At 60.7% G+C, this 21,599-nt stretch carries 25 protein-coding genes; 8 read left to right on the forward strand and 17 right to left on the reverse strand.

From position 1 onward, the window contains the following. The first annotated feature begins 123 nt into the window (after positions 1–123). Together J2X43_RS09445 and J2X43_RS09450 are read left to right on the forward strand one after the other, a co-directional pair. The gene (locus J2X43_RS09445; protein WP_310293444.1) at positions 124–1,071 is read left to right on the forward strand and encodes an aldo/keto reductase; all 948 of its coding nucleotides are present in this window, start codon (positions 124–126) and stop codon (positions 1,069–1,071) included. 11 nt (positions 1,072–1,082) lie between these two features. Continuing rightward, positions 1,083–1,526 carry a GNAT family N-acetyltransferase gene (locus tag J2X43_RS09450; RefSeq protein ID WP_310293445.1) on the forward strand — a complete coding sequence of 148 codons (444 nt, stop codon included), beginning with the start codon at positions 1,083–1,085 and terminating at the stop codon, positions 1,524–1,526. On the opposite strand, the gene J2X43_RS09455 is transcribed toward J2X43_RS09450, so the two are convergent. Next, positions 1,516–2,133 carry a hypothetical protein gene (locus J2X43_RS09455; protein ID WP_310293447.1) on the reverse strand — a complete coding sequence of 206 codons (618 nt, stop codon included), beginning with the start codon at positions 2,131–2,133 and terminating at the stop codon, positions 1,516–1,518. The genes J2X43_RS09450 and J2X43_RS09455 overlap by 11 nt on opposite strands. Positions 2,134–2,455: 322 nt before the next feature. Here J2X43_RS09455 and J2X43_RS09460 point away from each other — a divergent pair, with 322 nt between their 5' ends. Next, positions 2,456–2,749: a hypothetical protein gene (locus tag J2X43_RS09460; protein ID WP_112538347.1), complete on the forward strand. Its 294-nt coding sequence runs from the start codon at positions 2,456–2,458 to the stop codon at positions 2,747–2,749. Between the two features lie 50 nt (positions 2,750–2,799). On the opposite strand, the gene pheT is transcribed toward J2X43_RS09460, so the two are convergent. From pheT to infC, 10 genes are all read right to left on the reverse strand, one after another. Beyond that, positions 2,800–5,235: a phenylalanine--tRNA ligase subunit beta gene (gene pheT, locus J2X43_RS09465; protein ID WP_310293449.1), complete on the reverse strand. Its 2,436-nt coding sequence runs from the start codon at positions 5,233–5,235 to the stop codon at positions 2,800–2,802. A 15-nt stretch (positions 5,236–5,250) separates the two neighbouring features. Then, complete coding sequence (gene pheS / locus J2X43_RS09470; RefSeq protein ID WP_310293451.1) at positions 5,251–6,333, reverse strand: phenylalanine--tRNA ligase subunit alpha; 1,083 nt, start codon at positions 6,331–6,333, stop codon at positions 5,251–5,253. Between the two features lie 30 nt (positions 6,334–6,363). Further along, on the reverse strand, positions 6,364–7,182 hold the full coding sequence (locus J2X43_RS09475) for a serine/threonine protein phosphatase (RefSeq protein WP_310293453.1): 819 nt from the start codon (positions 7,180–7,182) through the stop codon (positions 6,364–6,366). Positions 7,183–7,279: 97 nt separating this feature from the next. Further along, on the reverse strand, positions 7,280–7,684 hold the full coding sequence (gene rplT, locus J2X43_RS09480) for a 50S ribosomal protein L20 (RefSeq protein WP_112385144.1): 405 nt from the start codon (positions 7,682–7,684) through the stop codon (positions 7,280–7,282). 39 nt (positions 7,685–7,723) lie between these two features. Continuing rightward, on the reverse strand, positions 7,724–7,927 hold the full coding sequence (rpmI, locus tag J2X43_RS09485; RefSeq protein ID WP_007813308.1) for a 50S ribosomal protein L35: 204 nt from the start codon (positions 7,925–7,927) through the stop codon (positions 7,724–7,726). Positions 7,928–8,165: 238 nt separating this feature from the next. Next, positions 8,166–9,518, reverse strand: coding sequence for a HAMP domain-containing sensor histidine kinase (locus J2X43_RS09490; protein WP_310293455.1), 1,353 nt, complete (start codon positions 9,516–9,518; stop codon positions 8,166–8,168). Next, positions 9,515–10,180 (reverse strand): response regulator transcription factor, encoded by a 666-nt coding sequence (locus tag J2X43_RS09495; protein WP_310293456.1) that lies wholly within the window; start codon positions 10,178–10,180, stop codon positions 9,515–9,517. Before J2X43_RS09495 ends, J2X43_RS09490 begins: the two co-directional genes overlap by 4 nt. Positions 10,181–10,183: 3 nt before the next feature. Then, a complete protein-coding gene (locus J2X43_RS09500; protein ID WP_310293457.1) occupies positions 10,184–10,696 on the reverse strand; it encodes a hypothetical protein in 513 nt (170 codons plus the stop codon). A gap of 149 nt (positions 10,697–10,845) precedes the next feature. Further along, positions 10,846–11,406, reverse strand: coding sequence for a hypothetical protein (locus tag J2X43_RS09505; protein WP_310293459.1), 561 nt, complete (start codon positions 11,404–11,406; stop codon positions 10,846–10,848). Between the two features lie 158 nt (positions 11,407–11,564). Further along, positions 11,565–12,101, reverse strand: coding sequence for a translation initiation factor IF-3 (gene infC / locus J2X43_RS09510; protein ID WP_112385381.1), 537 nt, complete (start codon positions 12,099–12,101; stop codon positions 11,565–11,567). A gap of 170 nt (positions 12,102–12,271) precedes the next feature. Here infC and J2X43_RS09515 point away from each other — a divergent pair, with 170 nt between their 5' ends. Both J2X43_RS09515 and J2X43_RS09520 read left to right on the forward strand, forming a co-directional pair. Beyond that, entirely contained in the window at positions 12,272–13,075 is an 804-nt protein-coding gene (locus J2X43_RS09515) for an alpha/beta hydrolase (RefSeq protein WP_310293461.1), read from the forward strand. A 182-nt stretch (positions 13,076–13,257) separates the two neighbouring features. Beyond that, complete coding sequence (locus J2X43_RS09520; protein WP_112385138.1) at positions 13,258–13,857, forward strand: transglutaminase-like cysteine peptidase; 600 nt, start codon at positions 13,258–13,260, stop codon at positions 13,855–13,857. A 70-nt stretch (positions 13,858–13,927) separates the two neighbouring features. Here the strand turns inward: J2X43_RS09520 and mbfA are convergent, their stop codons facing one another. Then, positions 13,928–14,911, reverse strand: a complete 984-nt coding sequence (gene mbfA, locus J2X43_RS09525) for an iron exporter MbfA (RefSeq protein WP_310293465.1) — start codon at positions 14,909–14,911, stop codon at positions 13,928–13,930. Positions 14,912–15,089: 178 nt separating this feature from the next. Here mbfA and J2X43_RS09530 point away from each other — a divergent pair, with 178 nt between their 5' ends. Then, complete coding sequence (locus tag J2X43_RS09530) at positions 15,090–15,557, forward strand: truncated hemoglobin (RefSeq protein WP_310293466.1); 468 nt, start codon at positions 15,090–15,092, stop codon at positions 15,555–15,557. A gap of 3 nt (positions 15,558–15,560) precedes the next feature. Here J2X43_RS09530 and J2X43_RS09535 read toward each other — a convergent pair whose 3' ends face one another. From J2X43_RS09535 to J2X43_RS09555, 5 genes are all read right to left on the reverse strand, one after another. Then, entirely contained in the window at positions 15,561–16,460 is a 900-nt protein-coding gene (locus J2X43_RS09535; RefSeq protein WP_310293468.1) for an EamA family transporter, read from the reverse strand. Between the two features lie 90 nt (positions 16,461–16,550). Continuing rightward, positions 16,551–17,105, reverse strand: coding sequence for a recombination regulator RecX (recX, locus tag J2X43_RS09540; RefSeq protein WP_310293470.1), 555 nt, complete (start codon positions 17,103–17,105; stop codon positions 16,551–16,553). Between the two features lie 5 nt (positions 17,106–17,110). Then, positions 17,111–18,142 (reverse strand): histone deacetylase family protein, encoded by a 1,032-nt coding sequence (locus tag J2X43_RS09545; RefSeq protein ID WP_310293472.1) that lies wholly within the window; start codon positions 18,140–18,142, stop codon positions 17,111–17,113. A 71-nt stretch (positions 18,143–18,213) separates the two neighbouring features. After that, entirely contained in the window at positions 18,214–18,735 is a 522-nt protein-coding gene (locus J2X43_RS09550) for a GNAT family N-acetyltransferase (protein WP_310293474.1), read from the reverse strand. Positions 18,736–18,752: 17 nt separating this feature from the next. Then, positions 18,753–19,322 (reverse strand): helix-turn-helix domain-containing protein, encoded by a 570-nt coding sequence (locus J2X43_RS09555; protein ID WP_310293476.1) that lies wholly within the window; start codon positions 19,320–19,322, stop codon positions 18,753–18,755. 131 nt (positions 19,323–19,453) lie between these two features. On the opposite strand from J2X43_RS09555, the gene lepA reads away from it, so the two are divergent. Then, positions 19,454–21,289, forward strand: a complete 1,836-nt coding sequence (gene lepA / locus J2X43_RS09560) for a translation elongation factor 4 (RefSeq protein WP_112385130.1) — start codon at positions 19,454–19,456, stop codon at positions 21,287–21,289. A 58-nt stretch (positions 21,290–21,347) separates the two neighbouring features. After that, the gene (locus tag J2X43_RS09565; RefSeq protein WP_310293479.1) at positions 21,348–21,578 is read left to right on the forward strand and encodes a type II toxin-antitoxin system CcdA family antitoxin; all 231 of its coding nucleotides are present in this window, start codon (positions 21,348–21,350) and stop codon (positions 21,576–21,578) included. Positions 21,579–21,599 lie beyond the last annotated feature (21 nt).

Here is a 21,599-nt window from a genome sequence, read left to right on the forward strand (position 1 = left end):
AATGGCGCGGCTGCAGATCACGAAAGTTTGGTTTCCTTCGGCGCCGGGCTGCACTAGGTTATTCCCCGGCGGCGTTCTGCCGTGTCTGCACTTTCAATTAAATCAGCACTTTAGGAGAGCGCCATGGAAATGCGCCGGCTTGGAAAAACAGGTCTTTCAATTTCCCCGATCGTTTTCGGCGGCAACGTTTTCGGCTGGACTGCCGACGAAAAGACATCCTTCGAGATTCTCGATGGCTTCTTCGACGCTGGTCTCAACACGATCGACACCGCAGACGTCTATTCGGCCTGGGTTCCGGGCAACAAGGGTGGCGATTCCGAGGAGATCATCGGCTGCTGGCTGAAGAAGGGGAAGGTGGCGCGCGACAAGGCTGTCATCATCACCAAGGTCGGTTCCGACATGGGTCAGGGTAAGACACTGAAGGAAAAGTATATCCTCAAAGCAGTGGAAGACTCCCTGCGCCGTCTGCAGACGGATTACATTGACGTCTATCTCTCCCATTGGCCGGATGCCGATACGCCGCACGAGGAAAGCCTGACCGCCTATGCCAAGCTGAAGCAGCAGGGCAAGATCCGCTCCTTCGGCTGCTCGAATTACGATGCGCCGCTGCTGCAGGCATCCCTGGACGCGGCTGACAAGGCCGGGCTGCCGCGCTACGATGTGCTGCAGCCGGAATATAATCTCTACGAGCGCTCAAGCTTCGAGGGACCGCTTGCCGATCTTTGCGTCAAGGAAGACATCGGCGTGATCACCTATTTCAGTCTGGCAGCCGGTTTTCTGTCCGGTAAATACCGCACCAAGGCCGATACGGAAGGCCGGGCGCGCGAGGGGCGTGTTTCCCAATATCTCGACGCCAAGGGCATGCACATCCTCGACGCGCTGGACAAGGTTGCCGCTGAAACAGGTGGAAAGCCTGCGGAGATTTCGCTCGCCTGGTTGCTGAACAAGAAAGGCGTGACGGCGCCGATTGCCAGTGCTACCAGCCTTTCGCAGCTCGAAAGCCTGGCAAAGGCCGCAAGGCTGCAGCTTTCCAGCGAAGCTATGGCGCTGCTCGACAAGGCAGGCGCCTGAGGAGATAATCGATGACAGTGACGATCCGGGATGCGAGACCTGAAGATGAAAGCCGCTGGCGGGACCTCTGGAAGGACTATCTCGAATTCTATGACGTCACCGTCGATGAAAGCATCACGGATTCCACCTGGCGCCGGGTTTTCGATCCGGCGTCGGCAATCTTCATGCGTGTTGCCGAGATAGATGGCGCTGTCGCCGGCTTCAGCTTGTCGCTGACGCATGAGGGTACTTGGATCCATGGTAAGGACTGCTATCTCGAGGATCTCTTCGTCGATCAATCGATCCGCGGCAAAGGTATAGGGCGTGCCCTGCTCGACGATCTCGTCGATCTCTGCAGAACGAACGGCTGGTCCCGGCTCTACTGGCATACGAGCGAGAGCAACACGCGGGCACGCGCACTCTACGACAGCTATGTTGAGAGCGACGGACATATCCGGTATCGTATCAATATCTGAGCGGCGGGAAGCCCCGGTAGAATTCCGAATGATCGCCCTCCCAGTTGGCCATGCCTGACTTGGTCAGGATACCCCGCGGGCGCACGTAGCTCTGGATGATCCGCCGCGGACGCTCGTGCCATTGAATGTTGAAAGCCCATAGCTTCGGGAAGAAACAGAGCGCCGCATAGGGAAGCTTGTCGTGGATCCACCAGGCAAGCCGCTGCCAATCCTGTTCGTCGCGGTAGGTATCGACGAGCCAAGGGACCACAACGCAGGCTGTTGCTCCCATGCAACCGTCGAGATCCCGCATATCCCAGATATGATCGGCTGCCGTCGCGGCATTTGACGAGCAGTTCAGCTTGTTCCTGTTGCCGAAGCCGTTCACTTCTGCGGACCGGTATCCCGACCGGATGTGAAGGCGGCCGAACGTCGCCTGCAGCGGTTCCAGAAGCTCCTCGCAAAGCCGCCTGCCCGCCTCGATCGCCAATTCCGGATCGTCGGGAATATTCGGAATGCGATAGAAATCGGCGATCTCGGAATGGAGGAAGTCGCGGAAGAAGAAATTCTTCGACAGGCGGGCACGCCCCATGTCTTCCAAAGACTTCATCGATCCCGGCTTTTTCATCAGCACCCTCCTCTTGCCACGCAGAGCATCGGCGAATTCGCTGCGTGTTTCCACCCGGTTTCGGCAAAACGGTCGCGATCCCGGGTTGGTAGCGCGGCGCTGGCCCGCAAAGTAATTCGAGCGACCGCGTGTGCCAGAAAAGCGAAACGGCAGAAAATCTGAACTCAACACGCGTCACGGATCAATAAAGGCAGCGGATCCGGCGAATAAAACGGCTCGCAACTTATAATACCAAAGGTATTGCGGCTTTCGCACAACCTAGCCTTCTTTTTGCATCGACCGGCACTAGTTAGAAGGCGTGACCGGAAATGGGGGACAAATCATGCCGGATGCCAAGAAGGACAGTGCCAAAGCGACATCAAGCAATCTGTCCGATATCGAAGGCCGTATGCTCGTGCTGGAAATCGTGGCGATGACATCGCTCGCCATGGTGCTCGATACATCCGATCCCGAGAATGCCAAAATCGGTCGAGGCGTGCTCTATCTCATCCGCGAGGCGGTGGAGAAAAAGTGTGAGGAAATGAACCTGTCCGAAGAGGCGACGGATACGGCGCAGGTCTATGTGGAGGAGCTTCTCCAGACAGCGATGCATTCGCTCTTTCCGGAGAAACACTAGAGACAAAGAAAAACCGGCTTCCGCCGGTTTCTCGTTTGATTTTCTGAACCTTAGCTTCGCAGCACGCCGCCGGTGAATTTTGTCACGCTGGCGATGATCTTCTGCGTCAATGCTTCGAAATCTTCGTCCGTCAGCGTCCGCTCGACTGGCTGGATCTGAACTTCGATGGCCACCGACTTCTTGCCCTCACCAAGCGATGCGCCTTCGAAGATATCGAAGACGTTGACGCCGGTTATCAGCTTGCGGTCGACGCCGCTGGCGGCCTTGAGGATGGCGCTCGCTTCAACCGTCTTGTCAACGACGAAGGCGAAATCACGCTTGACGGTCTGGAAGGCCGAAAGCTCGAGCGCCGGCTTGGTGCGCGTCGCCTTTTTCTTCGGCTCCGGCATGGCATCGACATAAACTTCGAAGCCGCAGAGAGCGCCGGAGACGTCGAGCGCTTCCAGCGTCGAGGGATGGAACTCGCCGAAATAGCCGAGGACGACCTTCGGACCCATCTTGATCGTGCCGGAGCGGCCCGGATGATACCATTCGGGGCCGCCCTGCTCGATCTGGATATTGCCCATCGGCAGACCGCAGGCTTCGATCACGGCAAGCGCGTCGGCCTTGGCATCGAAGACATCAGCGGGCTTGCCGCCGCCCTTCGCCGCGTTCGACCACATACGGCCGGCACCGGCCATCGTTGCCGTTCCGCGGCGGATGCCGCCAGCAACGCGGCGCTGGCCTTCTGGCCGGTCACTTTCGTAGGTGCCGGAGACTTCGAAGATCGCGACGTCGCCATTGCCCTTGTCAGCATTGCGCTGGGCCGCGGTCAGCAGGCCGGGGAGCAGCGACGGACGCATATCCGACATTTCCGCTGCGATCGGGTTGGCAAGCTTCAGCGCCGGCGAACCGCCGCCGAAAAGCTTCGCCTGATCTTCCGGGATGAACGACCAGGTGACGGCCTCCAGCATGCCACGTGAGGCAAGCGCGCGCTTGGCGGTGCGGGTACGGATCTGCAGCGTCGTCAGGATCTTGCCGTTGACGGCAGCATGACTTTCGAGCGGCGCCGGCTTGATCTTGTCAACGCCGTGGATGCGCATGACTTCCTCAACGAGATCGGCCTTGCCATCGACATCGGGACGCCAGGAGGGAACGGCGACCGAAACGCGCTCGCCGGAGCCGGAGACATTGAAGCCAAGGCGACCGAGGATCGCATTGCTCTCATCGGTCGAGACCTCGAGGCCGGTCAGGCGCTTGACCTCGGAATAGGGGAAATCGACAATCCTGGCTTGATAGCCCTTGTATCCGACAACCTCAGCCTTGGCAGGCTTGCCGCCGCAAAGTTCCAGAACCAGCTCGGTGGTGCGCTCGAGGCCCGGGATCATATATTCCGGATCGACGCCGCGCTCGAAACGGTAACGGGCATCGGTGATGATGCCGAGGCCGCGGCCCGACTTTGCGATGTTCATCGGATCCCAGAGGGCCGACTCGATCAGGACATCGACGGTATTCTCATCACAGCCGGAGTGCTCACCACCCATGATGCCGCCGATCGACTCAACGCCGTTGTCGTCAGCGATGACGACATTGTTGGCGCCGAGCTTGTATTCGCGCTGATCGAGCGCCAGTACCGTTTCGCCATCCTTGGCGCGGCGAACCGTCAGGTTGCCCTTGACCTTGGCAGCGTCGAAGACGTGCATCGGGCGGCCCTGGTCGAAGGTCATGTAGTTGGTGATATCGACCAGCGCGTTGATCGGACGCAAACCGATTGCCAGCAGGCGCTGCTGCATCCACTTCGGGCTCGGGCCGTTCTTGATGCCGCGCACGATGCGCAGGCCAAAGCCCGGGCAGAGCTTCTCATCATCGAGATCGAGCGTCACCTTCACCGGCGTCTCGCCTTCGACAGCGAAGGACGGCGCTGGGCGGGTCTTCAGAGTGCCGAGACCGGAAGCCGCGAGATCGCGGGCGATGCCGTAGATCGAGGTGCAGTCCGGACGGTTCGGCGTCAGGTTGATCTCGATCATGGGATCGTCGAGATGAGCATAGGCGGCGAAAGACGTGCCGACAGGCGCATCGGCAGGCAGGTCGATGATGCCGTCGTGACTATCCGACATGTTCAGCTCCTTTTCGGAGCACATCATGCCGTGGCTTTCGACGCCGCGAATCTTGCCGACGCCAAGCGTCACGTCGATCCCGGGCACATAATCGCCTGGTTGCGCCAGCGCGCCGACGAGACCGGCGCGGGCATTCGGCGCACCGCAGACGATCTGCAACGGCTTGCCGCCGTTAACGTCGGGGCCGGCATCAACCGACAGCACCTTCAGACGATCGGCTTCCGGATGCTTTTCAGCCGACAGAACCCTGGCGATGACGAAGGGCTTATACGCAGCCTTGTCATCGACATCCTCGACCTCAAGGCCGATTTCCGTCAGGCGGGCGCAGATTTCATCGAGCGTGGCGTCGGTATCAAGGTGATCCTTGAGCCAGGAGAGCGTGAATTTCATAGGTCCAATCCTCCCTTACGCGCTCAGACCGCCGAACAGCGTCGGCATGTCGAGCGGGCGGAAGCCATAGTGGTTCATCCAGCGGACGTCGGCGTTGAAGAAGTCGCGCAGGTCGGGCATGCCGTATTTCAGCATGGCGATGCGGTCGAGGCCCATGCCCCAGGCAAAGCCCTGATATTCGTCCGGATCAAGGCCACCGGCGCGCAGCACGTTCGGGTGAACCATGCCGCAGCCGAGGATTTCCATCCAGTCGGTGCCTTCACCGAACTTGACGATCGGGCCGGAGCGGTCGCACTGGATGTCGACCTCGAAGGACGGTTCGGTGAACGGGAAGAAGGACGGGCGGAAGCGCATCGTCACGCTATCGACTTCGAAGAAGGTCTTGCAGAACTCTTCCAGCACCCAGCGGATATTGGCGACGTTGGCCTTCTTGTCGACGACGAGGCCCTCGACCTGATGGAACATCGGCGAGTGCGTCGCGTCGCTGTCCTGACGATAGGTCTTGCCGGGGATGATGATGCGGATCGGCGGCTTCTGCGCTTCCATGGTGCGCACCTGCACCGGCGAGGTGTGCGTGCGCAGAACCTTGCGCTCACCGTTCTCGTCCGGATTGAAGAAGAAGGTGTCATGCATTTCGCGGGCCGGGTGTCCCTCGGGGAAATTCAGGGCCGTGAAATTGTAATAGTCGGTTTCGACGTCAGGACCCTCGGCGATCGAGAAGCCCATGTCGCCGAAGATCGCGGTGATCTCGTCGACGATCTGGCTGATCGGGTGGATGCGGCCGCGCTCTGCCGGAGACGAGCGGACCGGCAGGCTGACATCGACGGTCTCCGCCTTCAGGCGCGCATCGATGGCCGCCCGCTTCAGATCGCTCTTGCGCAGGTTGATGGCATCGGTGACCACAGTCTTCAGCGCATTGATCGCCGCACCGCGCGTCTGGCGCTCTTCCGGCGACATCGCGCCGAGCGTCTTCAGCAGCTCGGAGACGGATCCCTTCTTGCCGAGTGCGCCAACCCGCACCGCTTCGATCGCAGGCTCGTCGGCAGCGGCCGCGACATCGGCCAGCAGTTGCTTTTCCAGAGTTTCGAGTTCGGTCATCTTTTCCTGCCTTGCGGGCGTCAATGTGCTTCAGGAAGCGTGTTTCAAGTAACTGGTGGCCATGATGAACTGCCGCAGATCACTACCCATGTGAACGCGGCCAATCAACCGGGCAAACCACAAAAAGGCGCCCAGAAAGCCGGTGAGTTTGTGCAGTTCGTCAATGGCGCCGGCCGGTGCTGCCTCGCACCACGCTTTATAGGCCCGGTCATGGGTTTGACTGCCCAGCCGGGCGCGGCCTGCGATCTGCAGGAAGAGCAGCCAGATGTCGCGCGCCTGCGCCGTTGTCAGCGGCATGACGGTGTCGGGTTCTTCTTCGAAATCCATGAAGCCGATGCGGCCATCCTTGACGAACATGTCGCGCGGAAACGGGCGACCATGGCACAGACCCTTGGCATGAAGCCGGCCGAGTTCGCCAGCGCAGAGGACGAGCAGATCGTCATGGGCTACCGGATCGCTGCCAGCCATTGCGCGCAGCTGCTGTCCGACAGTCAAGCCGACATCACTGAAAACGACGGCGCTGCCGGACGAATAGACAACGCGCGCGGTCGGTACGTCCTTGGATGCGAACATGGTGATACGCCGGATTTCGCGTTGTGCCATGCCTTCGTCATCCAGCGCCGGTGACGGCCGGAGAAACGGCGCACCAACCAGATTGGCGATCATCCGCTGCAGAACGACCCAGCGCGAAGTGCACTCCGTGCCATAGCGCTTGATCCAGACAGCACCCTGCGACAGCGGCACACACGCGACCCTGTGCGAACCCGACAGCAGCGCAGTGAGAAGAACCGGAATGTCCTCCTCGCTCAGGCCGCGTCCGGCTTTCAGATTGTCGATAGCGTCCGCCACGTTCCCGTGACTCCCATTTCAAATCGCAAACAAAAACCCGCGCCAGCTAGCCAGCGCGGGTTTAAAAACATCGAAACTGAAGTTCGATAGCGCCGGCTTAGTTAACCGCTGCTTCAAACTCGTTCTTCGTGCCGGCGTCCTTGAGGTACTCAAGGGCCTTCTTGGATGCATCGACGAGGGCGCCGAATGCTGCAGGCTCATGGATCGCCATGTCGGAGAGAACCTTACGGTCGACTTCGATGCCAGCCTTGTTCAGGCCGTCGATGAAGCGGCCGTAGGTCAGGCCGAATTCGCGGACAGCAGCGTTGATACGCTGGATCCAGAGCGCGCGGAAATTGCGCTTGTTGACCTTGCGGTCGCGGTAAGCGTATTGCTTGGAGCGGTCAACCGCTGCCTTAGCCGTACGGATGGTGTTCTTGCGGCGGCCGTAAAAGCCCTTTGCGGCCTTCAGAACCTTCTTGTGCTTGGCGTGGGCGGTAACGCCTCTTTTTACACGTGCCATTTCATGATCTCCTTAATCTACAACGTTCGCGGAAGAGTCTTAGAGACCGTTCGGCAGATAGTTCTTCACAACCTTGCGGCCATCGGGTTCAGCCAGAACCATCGTGCCACGTGCATCGCGAATGAACTTGTTGCTACGCTTGATCATGCCATGGCGCTTGCCAGCAGCTGCAGCCTTGACCTTGCCGGTTGCGGTGATCTTGAACCGCTTCTTGGCAGAGGACTTCGTCTTCATCTTGGGCATTTTGCTACTCCGTTTCTGTCCTCCCTGCATGTTTCAAAGAAACCCTCGAGCGATGTCCGGAAAACCGGCCGTCGCAACCAGGTGCGGGAGCGTTTGTTGTTGATCTGCGGGCCCGGTGACGAAACCTGCCCGCAAGCATTCGAAACTGCCACGGCATGCCCTGCCGGTCAGTTCGGACGCGCGCTTATAACCGCAGTGTCATGAAAGTGCAACGGGGCGGCCGGCGGAATCTTGGCACTCAGGCCGCGGGCATCAGATTCTTCGGCGCGGGCAAGGCCAAGGTGACTTCCAGGCCGCCGAGATCCGAGCGCGAAAGGACAATCCTGCCGCCGTAAGCCTCGGCGATGTCGCCGGAAATGGCAAGCCCGAGACCGGAGCCTGCATGCGCATCGTCAGCGCTGACGCCGCGCTTCAGCATCATCGCATAGTTTTCGGGAGGCACGCCAGGGCCATCGTCGCCGACCCGGAGGATAACGGCCTCGCCTTCCCTGGACGCCGAGACATCGATGCGGGAGCGGGCAAAGCGCACCGCATTGTCGAGAATGTTGCCCATGGCCTCGGCGACATCGGCGGGATCGGCTTCGATGGTCAGCGCCGGATCGATATCGACTTTCCAGCCGACGCCCTTGCCGTCAGTGACGGGCGAGAGAACACTGACCAGCTTGCCCGATATGCCGAGAAGCGACGTCGTCGCCATGCGTTCGACACCCATCCTCGCGGCCTGCAATTGCCGGTCGGCCCGCTGGCGCACGAGTTCGATCTGCTGCAGGGCGGTATCGCGCTTGTCATCCGGCAGGCTTTCGACGAGATGGGACAGAACCGTCAGCGGCGTCTTCAATCCATGCGCCAGATCGCTGGCCCGCGATCGTGCCCGTTCCACCGCGGTTTCGCGCTCCGCCAGCAGAAGATTGATCTCGTTGACCAGCGGGCGGACCTCGCTCGGTCCTTCGGCACCGATATGGGCGCTGCGTCCGGCGCGGATATTCGCCACCTCGTTGCGCAGGCGCACTAGCGGCTTCAGGCCGATCAGCCCCTGCAGAAAAGCGGCGGCAAGCAGAAGCAGGCCGGTTGCGGCCAGCATGAGCTGCAGCGGCCGGTGATAATTCGACAGCGCGCTTTCCATCTCGTCCTTGGAGAAGGCCGTATAGATCGTAAAGTGTTTGCGCGCATCACCCTCACCGACGGACATCGCCTTCACGGTGACCAGGATCGTCGCTCCATCCGGCCCCTCGGCCTCGTGAAACCCGCAATAGAGATCCCTGGAGAGGCTATCCCTGGTCAGTTCCTCGTCCCAGAACGATCGCGAGCGGAGCGGCGGCTGAGTGGGGTCGTCGGGCGTTATCTGCCAATAGCGTCCGCCGGCCGGTGTCTGGAACCGCGGATCGGACGGTTCGCTGATCAGCGAAAGCGCACCGTTTTCGATCGCCAGACGGGCACCCAGAGCATCCGATACCGCGGTCATCTCGTTCGCATATTGGTCGGCCAGATAGTCTTCGAACAGATGACCGAGGACGAACCAGACCAGTGCAAGAGCCACCGCAATCGCAACAAGGGCGCCAGCGGCCAGACGGAAGCGCAATGATTTCGTCATCGTGTCTTGCCCGGCAGCAGGTATCCGAAGCCGCGGCGCGTTTCTATCGCGCCGCTATCGGTCTTCTTGCGCAATCGCGCCACCATGGCCTCGACGGCATTTTTGGCGGCGTCGTCATCGCGACCCTGGACCTGGCTCGCAAGTTCCGCTGGCGTCAGCACGGCGCCCGGACGATCGATGAACACGGAGATCATCCGGTATTCGAGAGGGCTCAGATCAAGTTCGCGGCCATCGAAGGTCACACGGCGGGCCTGTTCATCCAGCGTGAAGCGGTCGGCCGATTTCACGCGTTGCTGCATCCTGCCTGATCGACGCAGCAGAGCGCGAAGGCGTGCCAGCAGCTCCTCGCTGCGGAAGGGCTTCGGCAGGTAATCGTCGGCCCCAGCATCGAAACCGTCGACGCGTTCCATCCAGGAGCCGCGGGCCGTCAATACGAGAACCGGCGTTTCGAGACCATTGGCCCGCCAGCGCTTGAGGATCGACAGGCCATCCATGCCGGGAAGACCGAGATCGAGGACGATGGCAGCGTAATCACCGGTTTCGCCCTGCTCCCAAATTTCGGGGCCGGAGTTCAAGGTTTCGACGAGATAGCCTTCGCGTCCCAATGTCTCGGCAAGGTGCACCGATATATTGGCGTCGTCTTCGGCGAGCAGGATCTTCATCGGTCACTTGTCCCCGATCACTTCGCCACTGCGGGCATCGACACGCAGCGTGCGTATGGTGCCTTTTCCATCCCGAAGCTTGAGCTGATAGACATCACTGAACAGCGAGCGGCTGAGACTGACGTCGATCACCCGGCCGTAACGGCGGGAATCGATCTTCTGCAGCAGCGATTTCAGCGGCAGGATGCGGCCTTCGCGCACGGCATCGCGTGCGCGATCGTAATCGGCGCGACCGGAGCCGCTGCCGCTGCTGGTTCCGCGGCCACCGTGATCATCGCCTCCGCCGTCGTCATCACCGCCGCCATGGCCGCCATGATCGTCTCCGCCATCGTGGCCGGAGCCTCCCGATCCCGAGTTCGAGCCTGAACCGGATGAGCCGGAGCCGCTCGAACCGCTGCTGCCGGAACCGCCACTACTGCCGCCGCCATCTTTTGCCGCCGCCGGAGACGCAGACAGTGCGGCCGCAAAGATGGCGGCTGACAGCAGGAGAGCGGTCGATCTGCGGGTGAAAGACATGCCTGATCCGGACCTCATATACGGCTGATAAACTGAACGCTTACATGCACCCGCACAAGAGGCACAGGAAAGCGGGCTTGAAACGGCAGATGCTCCGCCGGCAAACGGCGGAGCATCGATCTTCCGGGGCGGGCGGAAGAACCAGGCGATTACGGCGCTGCCGTAGGCCTGATGGAAACATTGGTGATTGGGCCGGGGTTACGGACGGCATCGGAGCGGTGCGGCTTCACCTCGACGGTCTGGACGCCGTGTTCCAATTCGACCTCGACTTCCAGCCTGCGGCCCAGCTGATCGACGGCGATAAGCGAACCGTTGAGGAGGCCTTGAAGACTTGCAGCAGAAACCGAGAGCGGAACGCGGGGACGATCGGTGCGGTCATTCTCGCGGCCGCGGCGTCCGCTATCATCCGCCCCCGCAGCAACCGTCCGGCCGCCATGGCGATCGCCGCCATTGTCGTCATCGCTGGAGTTGCCGCCACTCCGGCCGCGGCCACTGTTGCTGCCACTGTCGTGGCCGCCGCCATGGTCGTCGCCGGAGGCATCGTCGCTGCCGCCGCGGCCCGAACTGCCGCTGCCGCCGTCATGACCGCCACGGGCATAGGCAGCTGCGGAAAAGAGGGAATATCCCGAAGGCTGAAGGGCGGGTAGAGCAGCGGCCAGCGCAAGCGCGGCGGCCGAGGCCAGCATGATCCTTTGAAGACGGGGGGCCATGGTCGTTTCCTTTCCATCCGTGTTTCGATGGAAGGGGCATGACATCTCCTGGCTGACAGGCCGCTGAGCGGCTCTGTCAGCAGACTGTCAGAAAGCAGGCCCAGAAAACACAAAAGCCGCCCTTGCGGACGGCTTCGATGCATCTTGATGGACCGCGCTCACTTGGGCGCGAGCACCATCATCATCTGTCGGCCTTCAAGCTTCGGCTCGGCTTCGACCTTTGCATATTCGGTCGTGTCGGCCTTGACCTGCTGAAGCAGCTTCATGCCCAGTTCCTGGTGAGCCATTTCACGGCCACGGAACTTCAGCGTTACCTTTACCTTGTCGCCTTCTTCGAAGAAGCGGCCCATCGCCTTCATCTTCACGTCATAGTCATGCGTGTCGATGTTCGGACGCATCTTGATTTCTTTGACTTCGACGATCTTCTGCTTCTTGCGCGCTTCGGCAGCCTTCTTCTGGTTGGCATATTTCAGCTTGCCCAGATCGAGAATCTTGCACACAGGCGGCTCGGCATTGGGGGAAATTTCCACCAGGTCGAGACCGGCTTCCTCAGCCATTTTCAACGCCTGATCGGTGGCAACGATGCCCAGGTTCTGTCCCTCTGCGTCAATCAGCTGAACACGGGGTATGCGAATTTCCCGGTTCGAACGCGGCCCTTCCTTAACGGGCGCGTCGGTTTTAAAAGGTCTGCGAATGGTCGTACTCTCCTCGAGTTGTTGAATGCTGCAGCTCGTACTCCCACGGGGGCACAAACGGGGTCTCGTTATCGCTACAACGGAGTCAGTAGCACGCTTTAGCGGAAAAATCACCCGCTGTCAGCCTGTCAAGAATCTGTTTTATAGGCAGGAACAACAGGAGTTCAGCCGTGTCCGAGACATCCATCGTCCCTCAGCCGAAGTTTATCACCGCCGGAGAGGGTGACGACGCCCGCCAGATCGCCTTCATTCTGCGTCAGGCGAATGCTGGACCGGACGCCCCTGTGCTGCTCTGGCTTTCGGGATATCGCTCGGACATGAGCGGCACCAAGGCCGTCGAGCTCGACAGGCTGGCGGCGGAAACCGGTCTTGCCTGCCTTCGTCTCGACTATTCGGGCCACGGGCTTTCCGGCGGCAAGTTTACCGACGGGACGATCTCACGCTGGCTTGAGGAGACGCTCGCGGTTCTCATCCATGTCAATCCGAAGCGCGTCATTGCAGTCGGATCGTCGATGGGAGGGTGGATCGCGCTGCGCCTGGCCCAGGAACTGGGCAAGATCGCCGATGGACCGAAGCTTGAGGGCATGGTGCTGATCGCGCCCGCGCCGGATTTCACCTCGGATCTGATCGAACCGCATCTGACCAAGAAGGAACGCGCCTCTCTGGAAGAGCGCGGCTATTTCGAAGAAAAGTCGGAATACAGCCCTGAGCCCAATATCTATACCCGGGCCCTGATCGAGGACGGCCGCGCCAACAGGGTGTTGACCGGGATCATCCAGACAGGATGCCCGGTTCATATCCTGCAGGGCATGAAAGATCCCGATGTGCCCTATGCACATGCCATGAAGCTGATCGAGCATCTGCCGTCCGACGACGTGGTGCTGACCTTCGTACGCGACGGCGACCACCGGCTTTCGCGGCCGCAGGATATCGAGCGCATGCTTTCTGCCGTCAGTGCGTTTATCGGTCAATAAGCGAATTCGGATACACGAATAGTATCTCCGGTTGAGAGGATATCGCGCAAGCCCACCTTCTGTGGCATTTTAACCATGTCCGAGAGTTGTAACTCCCTACCAAGAAGTAACGATTGACTCCGAACGCCCCTCCCCGTTAACTCTTTGTTAATAAATACAAGGGCGATGCAGGGAATACGGGCGTGCGGATCAAGGGTTACCTCGTGGCCATGATGGCCATGCTAGCGATGTCTTCGGCTGCCTTGCCGGCTTCGACATCCAACCTCTCCATGGTTACCGGCGGAGCGACATCGCAGCCGATCGGCCATTACGATTTCTGTCAGATCCACCGCGACGAATGCGGCCCGAACCGCAATACTGCGAACATGCAGATGACCCCCGACCAGTGGACGCTGGTGCGTTCGGTCAACACGACAGTCAACACCACGATCAAGCCGATGACCGACAAGGAAATCTACGGCAAGGACGAAGTCTGGGCCTATCCGACGACGGCAGGCGACTGCGAAGACTATGCGCTTCTGAAGCGCCGCATCCTCATTCAGCGCGGCTTTTCGCCGGCAAACCTTTTGATGACGGTCGTACGCAAGCCTGACGGTGAGGGGCATGCGGTTCTGACGCTGCGCACCACGGATGGCGATTTCATTCTCGACAATCTGTCGACCAACGTGAAGCCATGGTTCGACACGAACTATTCCTTCATCAAGCGCCAGTCGAGCTACAATGCTGGGCGCTGGGTTACCATCGAGAACGGCCGCGACGTTCTGGTTGGCGCCCTGCAATAATCACTTCTACCGGTTCTTGGGTGGCCTTCCGAAGCTTGCTTCGGGAGGCCTTTTTTCTTTGTCGCGGAAGTCAACCGTTGCCGATCAGGATGCCGGCGCCGAGCACAAGTCCGCCGCCGAGAACCACCTGGAAGGCGGCGCGCAGGAACGGCGTTTCCATATACTTGTTCTGAATGAAGGCGATCGCCCAGAGTTCGAAGAAGACGACGACGGCCGCGGTGATCGTCGCCGTCCAGAAATGCGGGATCAGATAGGGCAGCGCGTGCCCGAGGCCGCCGAGCGCCGTCATGATGCCGCAGGCAAGGCCGCGCTTGATCGGCGATCCACGACCGGAAATCTTGCCGTCGTCATGCGCCGCCTCGGTAAAGCCCATGGAGATACCGGCGCCTACAGAAGCGGAAAGGCCGACGAGGAAGGTTTGCCAGGTATCCTGCGTGGCGAAGGCGGCGGCGAAGATCGGCGCCAGCGTCGAGACCGAACCATCCATCAGACCGGCCAGGCCGGGCTGGACATAGGTCAACACGAACTGGCGGCGGACGCCTTCGTTCTCTTCTTCCTTGACGGTCTCCGGTGTGTGCTTTTCTCCGAGCATGCGGGCGATATCCTCATGCCCCTGTTCGGCCAGCGCCAGATCGCCAAGAAGCTGACGGGTCGAGGCGTCAGTCGTCTGCTTGGCCGCCTCGACATAGAAGCGGTAGGCCTGCTCTTCCATGGCCTCCGTCTCGCGCCGCATGGCGTCGAGCGACAGGTTCTTGCGCAGCCAGTCCGGCTTGCGATCGTAGAAGCCCTGCACATGCTCGCGGCGGATCAGCGGGATGCGCTCGCCGAAGCGCTGGCGATGGATTTCGATCAGCGACCGCCGATGGGTACTTTCTACCTCGGCCATGTCTTCAAACACCTGCGCGCTCGCAGGATAGTCGCGCTTCAGCTGATCCGCATAGGCGAGATAGATGCGCGCATCATCCTCTTCCGAGGCGATTGCAAGTGCCAGGATTTCCTGTTCAGACAATGATTTGAAGGATCGCTTCTGCGACCTGAAAAGACGCGCCAACATAGGCATGCTCCAATAATTTAGAATTATTCTAATCTAAATAGCCCCGCGGCGACGGTCAAGATCGAACACGCCTGATTTGACAGATTGCCGCAATCTTCAGTTCCGCCTTTGGCCGCGCGCCCGCAACGCCTATATGAAAAGCGCCGTAGCATATGGCAAAGCCGGGGTGGTTTTAAAAATGAACAACGAATTGCAGGGCCGCGCTGCCCATGTTGCGGCGATCCGCGAGCGTGCGGAAGCCGAGATGAAATCGATCGGCATCGACGATGCCTTTATCGGGACGCTGGTCGAGACATTCTACAGCCGGGTGCTTTTACATCCCGAACTCGGGCCGGTCTTCGATGCGCGGCTTTCGGGGCGGTGGCCGGAGCACATGGAAAAGATGAAAAGCTTCTGGTCTTCCGTTGCCTTTCGCAGCGGGGCCTATGGCGGAAAACCGGTTCAGGCCCATACCGGCGTCGCCAACATGACGCCGGAGCTGTTTCCAAAATGGCTGGCGCTGTTTGCAGCGACACTTGACGATATCGCTCCGACCCCGGAGGCCAAGGCCTGGTTCATGGCAACCGCAGAGCGTATTGCCCGAAGCCTGACCCTCTCGCTGTTCTACAATCCGGCTCTCGACGATCCGGCACGCGAACGCGCCTGACCGTCACGCCTTGCCGGCGAAGAAGGTCGCGCCGGCACTTGCCAGCACCACGAGTGCCGTTCCGGCCATCTGCAGCAGCGTCATCGGTTGCATCAGAATGACGAAGCCGGCGGCGGCGCCGATCGCCGGTTCCAGGCTCATCAGGATGCCGAAAGACGCCGTGGGCATGCGCCGGAGCGCCGTCATTTCCAAGGCATAGGGCAGAAGCGGCACGAGAAGGGCCAGTCCCGCCATCTCGATCAAGCCGGAGCCATCAAGGTGGGGTACGGCACCCATGAAGCCGAAAGGCGTGGCGACGACGGCGGCAACGAGCAGCGACATCGACAGGCCTTCGAAGCCCTTGAAGGTTGCGCCGACCTTCTTCGTCAGCAGGATATAGATGGCCCAGCCGGTTCCGGCACCGGCAGCGAACAGTACGCCCGGCAGGTTGCCGACCCAGCCTTCGCCATCATAGGCAAGGAACAGCACGCCGGCGGCTGCGACGACGGGCCAGATCAGACGGCGCGTCAATCCATAGCCGAATGTCGCAACCGACAGCGGCCCCAGAAAGTCGATGGCGACGGCAAGGCCGAGCGGAATATGCTGGATCGCCGCGAAGAAGCAGATGGTCATCAATGCCGTGATCGTGCCAAGCACGAGAGCACTGACCCATTGATCTCGGCTATAGCGCAGAACCGGCGGACGAACGATGACTGCAAGGATCAGCGCCGCGAAGACCAGGCGGAGCCAGGAAGCGCCTGCGGGTCCATAGGTCGCGATCGCATGCGAGGAAAGCGCCGCACCGAACTGGATCGACGACATCGAAAGAAGGCACATCAGTGCGCCTGCCGCGACGCCGCTCGACGGCACGGCCGCTGCCGAGCCGTCCGCATTCAACGCCGTATTTTCAGGCTGTACGCCCATTTCTTCCTCCCTATTTGCCGCCCTGAATAAGGCTGCGAAGCGACGGGGGCAAATTCAAACTTCTGATGCGAGGAGAAGCTCTATTGATGGCTAGCGATTGCGCCCGGTATCCAGCGCTTCTTCGGCATCATCAAGTGACATCTCAAAAACCTTCTTGCCGATATCGAAGCTGAAGCCGGCCCGGGCAAAAGCCGACAGTTCCTTGGCCTTGCGCTTCTCATCGAGCTCGCTCTTGCGGAACGGGCCGAAGGCGCGCTTGCGGGCCAGAACGACGGCTGCGTAAAGGTCGTCCGCTTCGGCGACGGCGGCCGCAACCGTCGGCTTGGCTACGCCCTTTTGTGATAGCTTCTGGGCGATCGCGCGCTTCGACTTGCCGTTGCGCATGCCCGAGCGCGTGCCGATTTCGGCATAGGCGGTGTCGTCGAGCGCCTTGTTGTCATAAGCAAACTTCACGGCGGAATCGGCAAGCGCCTTGACCTGCGCCTCGCTGATATCCTCGAACTTCTGCCGCGCCTTGCGGGCGATGGCATCGAACAGCTGCTTCTCCGTATGCATCCGCCGCTCCAGGCGGTAGATCGCCGAATTGCGCGCCCATGAGAACATGCGCGGCGTCGGCACGTCGGATGGCGGCGTTTCCTCTTCCAAGCCGCTTAAGCCTCCAGACCCTTGAGGACATTGGCGACATTCAAGCCGATTTCCGGCACGCCGTAACCACCTTCCATGCAGGTCAACACCGGCAGCCCCGTTGACGCAATCATCGCTCCCATGCGGATGAAATCGTCCGAAGTGAGCTTGAAGAAGGAGATCGGATCACGCTCGAATGTATCGACGCCGAGCGAGACGACGATTGCTTCGGCGCCGAACGCCTTGATGCGACTGAGCGAATCGGCAAGCGCCGCAGACCATTCTTGCCAGGCAGTTCCGCGCGGCAGCGGATAGTTGGCATTACTGCCCTCGCCCTCGCCTTCGCCTTCACCCGTCTCGTCCGCATAGCCCCAGAAATACGGAAAGGCGTTGGCGGGCTCGCCATGCAGCGAGGCGAAGAAGATGTCGCCGCGGCGATAGGTGATATCCTGCGTGCCGTTGCCATGATGAAAATCGACATCGAGGATCGCAACCTTCCTGGCGCCGAGATCGAGAAGGCGCTGCGCGGCGACGGCAGCATTGTTGATAAAGCAATAGCCGCCGAAGAGATCGATGCCTGCATGGTGACCGGGCGGGCGGCAGAGCGAAAAGGCGAAGCGATTGCCTGAATTCAGCCAGTCGGCACCCGACATCGCGCATTGCATCGAGGCGATCGCCGCCTCATAGGTGCCATTGGTAATCGCGGTCTCCGCCGCATTGGCATAATAGCCGAGAAGCGCGCCGATGTCGGTCGGCACCCGCAAGGTCGAGCGGCGCACGGGAAAGGACGCCGGGATCGCCTCGCCTTCAGCGCCTGTCGCCGCCCACATGTCCCAGGCCTTTGACAGGAAATCGAGATAACCGGCATCATGCACCTTGCGGGCCGTTTCCAGACCATGGCGGACCGGCGCGGCAACATCTCTGAACCCGGCATCCTTGACGGCATCCAGAATCCATTCGGCGCGGAAGGGGCCTTCAAAGGGCGTGACGAGCTGTCCGTTGTGCAGCTCGGTCTTCGCGTCACGCAGCTTGTGGTCCTCGGAATAGATGACGCGCATGGCGCATGCCCCTCGTTATGTCGCGGATAAGGCGCGGTGAGGCGCCGATTTGTCAATGGGTCCGGAGCGGCTCAGACAGCCAGCCGCTTGTAGAACAGCGTCGTCGAGCAATAGCCGCCATCCGGCCACATCGCGTATTCAGGAATCACGCCGGCGCGTTCCCAGCCGAAGCGTGAATAGATCGCTTCCGCGTCGCTGCCGGTCGCCGTATCCAGAACCAGAAGATGCTTGCCGTGACGGGCAGCCTCCTTCTCGATCGCCTCCATCAGGAGACGTGCGAGCCCATGACCACGCGCCGAGCGGTGAACGAGCAGTTTCTTCAGGTCGCCGCGGTGCGGCTGGTTCGGCATCGTGGCAAAACCGACCTGAACGGTACCGAGGATCCGGCCATCGATGACAGCCACGGCTAGCAGATTTACCCCGGCTTCGACGCTCTCGGCGACACCTTGCCAGTAGGGCTCGGCATCCTCGGCCGTATAGGGCTGCATGAAGCCGACGGAGGCGCCGCCCGCGACGCAATCCGCCAGCACATCGCAGAGCTCTGGAATGGCAGCGCGGGCTTCGTCGGCGGTCAAAAGGCGTATCGAAGTCATCAAGTATCTCCTGGATATCATCGTGAACTGCGGCTCAGCACGACGCAGTAACGGGCGGGCTTGCTCGACGGATTGTGGAAGACATGCCCCTCGCCGACAGGCATGAAGAGGCAATCGCCGGGAAAGAGACGGTGAATCTTGTCCCCGGCCGTCATCTCCATCTCGCCTTCGAAAACCCAGATATGCTGGGTCATGCCGTGGCTCGCCGCATGCGGCGGAAAGCTGACGCGGGCGCCGGGCGGAAACTCGACGTCGACGATATCGACGTCCGACGTGGTGCCGGGCGGGGAGACGGCGCGTCTGATATAACCGGTCTCCGGATCCCGCCACACCTGTTGCTCGTGACGCCGGGCAAGCGGTGACGCCGCGCTTTCATCCTCCGCAAAGAAGGTCGAGAGTGAAAGGCCAAGTGCTGCGCAGACGCGCGCCAGAAGCGATGCCGTCGGGCTTGCCTCAGCGCGTTCGATGCGCGAGATCATCGCCCGGCTGACGCCGGAGCTGGTTGCGAGATCCTCCAGCGTCAGGCCTTTTTCCAGCCGCAGACTGCGGATCCTGGCGCCGATCGCCGCTTCCAGTTCCTGCTCCAACACTCTGCTCCGTATTTCTACTATACGAGAAATACATGATCCGATGATGGAATCAAGTGGCGCCTGGCGCCGCCATTTATCCTAAACAAACTCCTGCTTTTCCCCTATGCGTCAGGGGAAGGCGCTGCTATATGGCGCGCATGAGCACCAATTCTACCCGCACTCCGCTTGACCATATCCGCAACTTCTCGATCGTGGCCCATATCGACCACGGCAAGTCGACGCTGGCCGACCGTCTGATCCAGACGACCGGCGGACTGGCCGAGCGCGACATGTCGGAACAGGTGCTGGATTCGATGGATATCGAGCGCGAGCGCGGCATCACCATCAAGGCCCAGACGGTTCGCCTGCATTACAAGGCGAACAACGGCGAAACCTATATCCTGAACCTCATCGACACGCCCGGCCACGTCGACTTCGCCTATGAAGTCTCGCGGTCGCTGTCAGCCTGCGAAGGCTCGCTGCTCGTCGTCGATGCCTCCCAGGGCGTCGAGGCTCAGACGCTTGCCAACGTCTATCAGGCGATCGACAACAACCACGAGATCGTCACCGTCCTCAACAAGATCGACCTGCCGGCCGCCGAGCCGGACCGCATTCGCGAGCAGATCGAGGAAGTGATCGGCATCGACGCATCACAGGCCGTGCTGATTTCCGCGAAGACCGGCCTCGGCATTCCGGATGTTCTGGAAGCCATCGTTCACCAGCTGCCGGCGCCGAAGAGCGAAGGCGGCGACAAGGCGCCCCTGAAAGCGCTGCTGGTCGATAGCTGGTACGACACCTATCTCGGCGTCATGGTTCTGGTGCGCATTCTCGACGGCGTGCTGACCAAGGGCCAGACCATCCGCATGATGGGCACCGATGCCAAGTATCAGGTCGAGCGCGTCGGCGTGCTAACCCCGAAAATGCTGGCCGTCGATAGCCTCGGCCCGGGCGAGATCGGTTTCTTCACCGGCTCGATCAAGGAAGTGGCCGATACCCGCGTCGGCGACACGATCACCGAAGACAAGAAGCCGACGGCACAAGCGCTGCCGGGCTTCAAGCCGGCCCAGCCGGTGGTGTTTTGCGGACTCTTCCCGGTCGATGCGGCCGATTTCGAGGACCTGCGCGCTGCCATGGGCAAGCTGCGCCTCAACGACGCCTCCTTCTCCTTCGAAATGGAATCGTCCGCCGCCCTCGGCTTCGGCTTCCGTTGCGGCTTCCTCGGCCTGCTGCATCTGGAAATCATCCAAGAACGCCTAGAGCGCGAATTCGACCTCGACCTGATCGCCACGGCGCCTTCGGTCGTCTACCACCTGTCGATGACCGACGGCTCGACGCGCGAGTTGCATAATCCGGCAGACATGCCTGACGTCGTCAAGATTTCCGAGATCGAGGAACCCTGGATCAAGGCGACGATCCTGACCCCGGACGACTATCTCGGCGGCATCCTGAAGCTCTGCCAGGACCGCCGCGGCATCCAGACCGAACTCACCTATGTCGGCAAGCGCGCCATGCTCTCCTACGAGCTGCCGCTCAACGAAGTGGTGTTCGATTTTTACGACCGCCTGAAGTCGATCTCCAAGGGTTACGCCTCGTTCGATTACCATCTGCATGGGTATCGCGAAGGCAATCTCGTGAAGATGTCGATCATGGTCAATGGCGAGCCGGTCGACGCGCTCTCCATGCTGGTTCACCGTTCCGCCGCCGAAAAGCGCGGCCGCGACATGTGCGAAAAGCTGAAGGACCTGATCCCGCGGCACATGTTCAAGATCCCGATCCAGGCAGCCATCGGCGGCAACGTCATCGCCCGCGAAACGATCTCCGCCATGCGCAAGGACGTGACCGCCAAGTGCTACGGTGGCGACGCCACCCGCAAGCGCAAACTTCTGGACAAGCAGAAGGAAGGCAAGAAGCGCATGCGCCAGTTCGGCAAGGTCGACATCCCGCAGGAAGCGTTTATCGCCGCGCTGAAGATGAAGGACGAATAGGCATCTTTTTTCCAGTTTCGTGCGCATATAATCTGCACATGAAACTGGAAGATTAGTCATGCCACGATCAGCCCGAAAGGCCGCCAATCTTTCGCTAAACGCCACTTTGGTAGCGTCTGCGCGTGAACTCGACATCAACCTATCCCGCGCAGCTGAAGACGGGCTGACCCGCGCCATCAAGGCCGAACGGGAACGCCGCTGGCTGGACGAGAATGCCGAAGCGAACCGCCTTGAAAACGAGGATGTCCGGAAACACGGACTGCCTTTTGCGAAATATAGGCAGTTCTAACGGCGCGTTTCACGGTCTGCC

Origin of the sequence: Rhizobium sp. BE258, assembly GCF_031457345.1 — a bacterium.
Taxonomy (GTDB): domain Bacteria; phylum Pseudomonadota; class Alphaproteobacteria; order Rhizobiales; family Rhizobiaceae; genus Rhizobium.

Excerpts from the sequence above, each read along its gene's own strand:
- rpmI (WP_007813308.1), bottom strand. The coding sequence starts at position 7,927 with ATGCCCAAGATGAAGACGAAGTCCTCTGCCAAGAAGCGGTTCAAGATC.
- J2X43_RS09460 (WP_112538347.1), top strand. The coding sequence starts at position 2,456 with ATGCCGGATGCCAAGAAGGACAGTGCCAAAGCGACATCAAGCAATCTG.
- J2X43_RS09545 (WP_310293472.1), bottom strand. The coding sequence starts at position 18,142 with ATGCGCGTCATCTATTCCGAGGACCACAAGCTGCGTGACGCGAAGACC.
- J2X43_RS09450 (WP_310293445.1), top strand. The coding sequence starts at position 1,083 with ATGACAGTGACGATCCGGGATGCGAGACCTGAAGATGAAAGCCGCTGG.
- pheT (WP_310293449.1), bottom strand. The coding sequence starts at position 5,235 with ATGAAATTCACGCTCTCCTGGCTCAAGGATCACCTTGATACCGACGCC.
- J2X43_RS09490 (WP_310293455.1), bottom strand. The coding sequence starts at position 9,518 with ATGACGAAATCATTGCGCTTCCGTCTGGCCGCTGGCGCCCTTGTTGCG.
- rplT (WP_112385144.1), bottom strand. The coding sequence starts at position 7,684 with ATGGCACGTGTAAAAAGAGGCGTTACCGCCCACGCCAAGCACAAGAAG.
- J2X43_RS09445 (WP_310293444.1), top strand. The coding sequence starts at position 124 with ATGGAAATGCGCCGGCTTGGAAAAACAGGTCTTTCAATTTCCCCGATC.
- J2X43_RS09495 (WP_310293456.1), bottom strand. The coding sequence starts at position 10,180 with ATGAAGATCCTGCTCGCCGAAGACGACGCCAATATATCGGTGCACCTT.
- J2X43_RS09505 (WP_310293459.1), bottom strand. The coding sequence starts at position 11,406 with ATGGCCCCCCGTCTTCAAAGGATCATGCTGGCCTCGGCCGCCGCGCTT.
- lepA (WP_112385130.1), top strand. The coding sequence starts at position 19,454 with ATGGCGCGCATGAGCACCAATTCTACCCGCACTCCGCTTGACCATATC.
- pheS (WP_310293451.1), bottom strand. The coding sequence starts at position 6,333 with ATGACCGAACTCGAAACTCTGGAAAAGCAACTGCTGGCCGATGTCGCG.
- J2X43_RS09535 (WP_310293468.1), bottom strand. The coding sequence starts at position 16,460 with ATGGGCGTACAGCCTGAAAATACGGCGTTGAATGCGGACGGCTCGGCA.
- J2X43_RS09500 (WP_310293457.1), bottom strand. The coding sequence starts at position 10,696 with ATGTCTTTCACCCGCAGATCGACCGCTCTCCTGCTGTCAGCCGCCATC.
- J2X43_RS09455 (WP_310293447.1), bottom strand. The coding sequence starts at position 2,133 with ATGAAAAAGCCGGGATCGATGAAGTCTTTGGAAGACATGGGGCGTGCC.
- J2X43_RS09530 (WP_310293466.1), top strand. The coding sequence starts at position 15,090 with ATGAACAACGAATTGCAGGGCCGCGCTGCCCATGTTGCGGCGATCCGC.
- mbfA (WP_310293465.1), bottom strand. The coding sequence starts at position 14,911 with ATGTTGGCGCGTCTTTTCAGGTCGCAGAAGCGATCCTTCAAATCATTG.
- J2X43_RS09550 (WP_310293474.1), bottom strand. The coding sequence starts at position 18,735 with ATGACTTCGATACGCCTTTTGACCGCCGACGAAGCCCGCGCTGCCATT.
- J2X43_RS09565 (WP_310293479.1), top strand. The coding sequence starts at position 21,348 with ATGCCACGATCAGCCCGAAAGGCCGCCAATCTTTCGCTAAACGCCACT.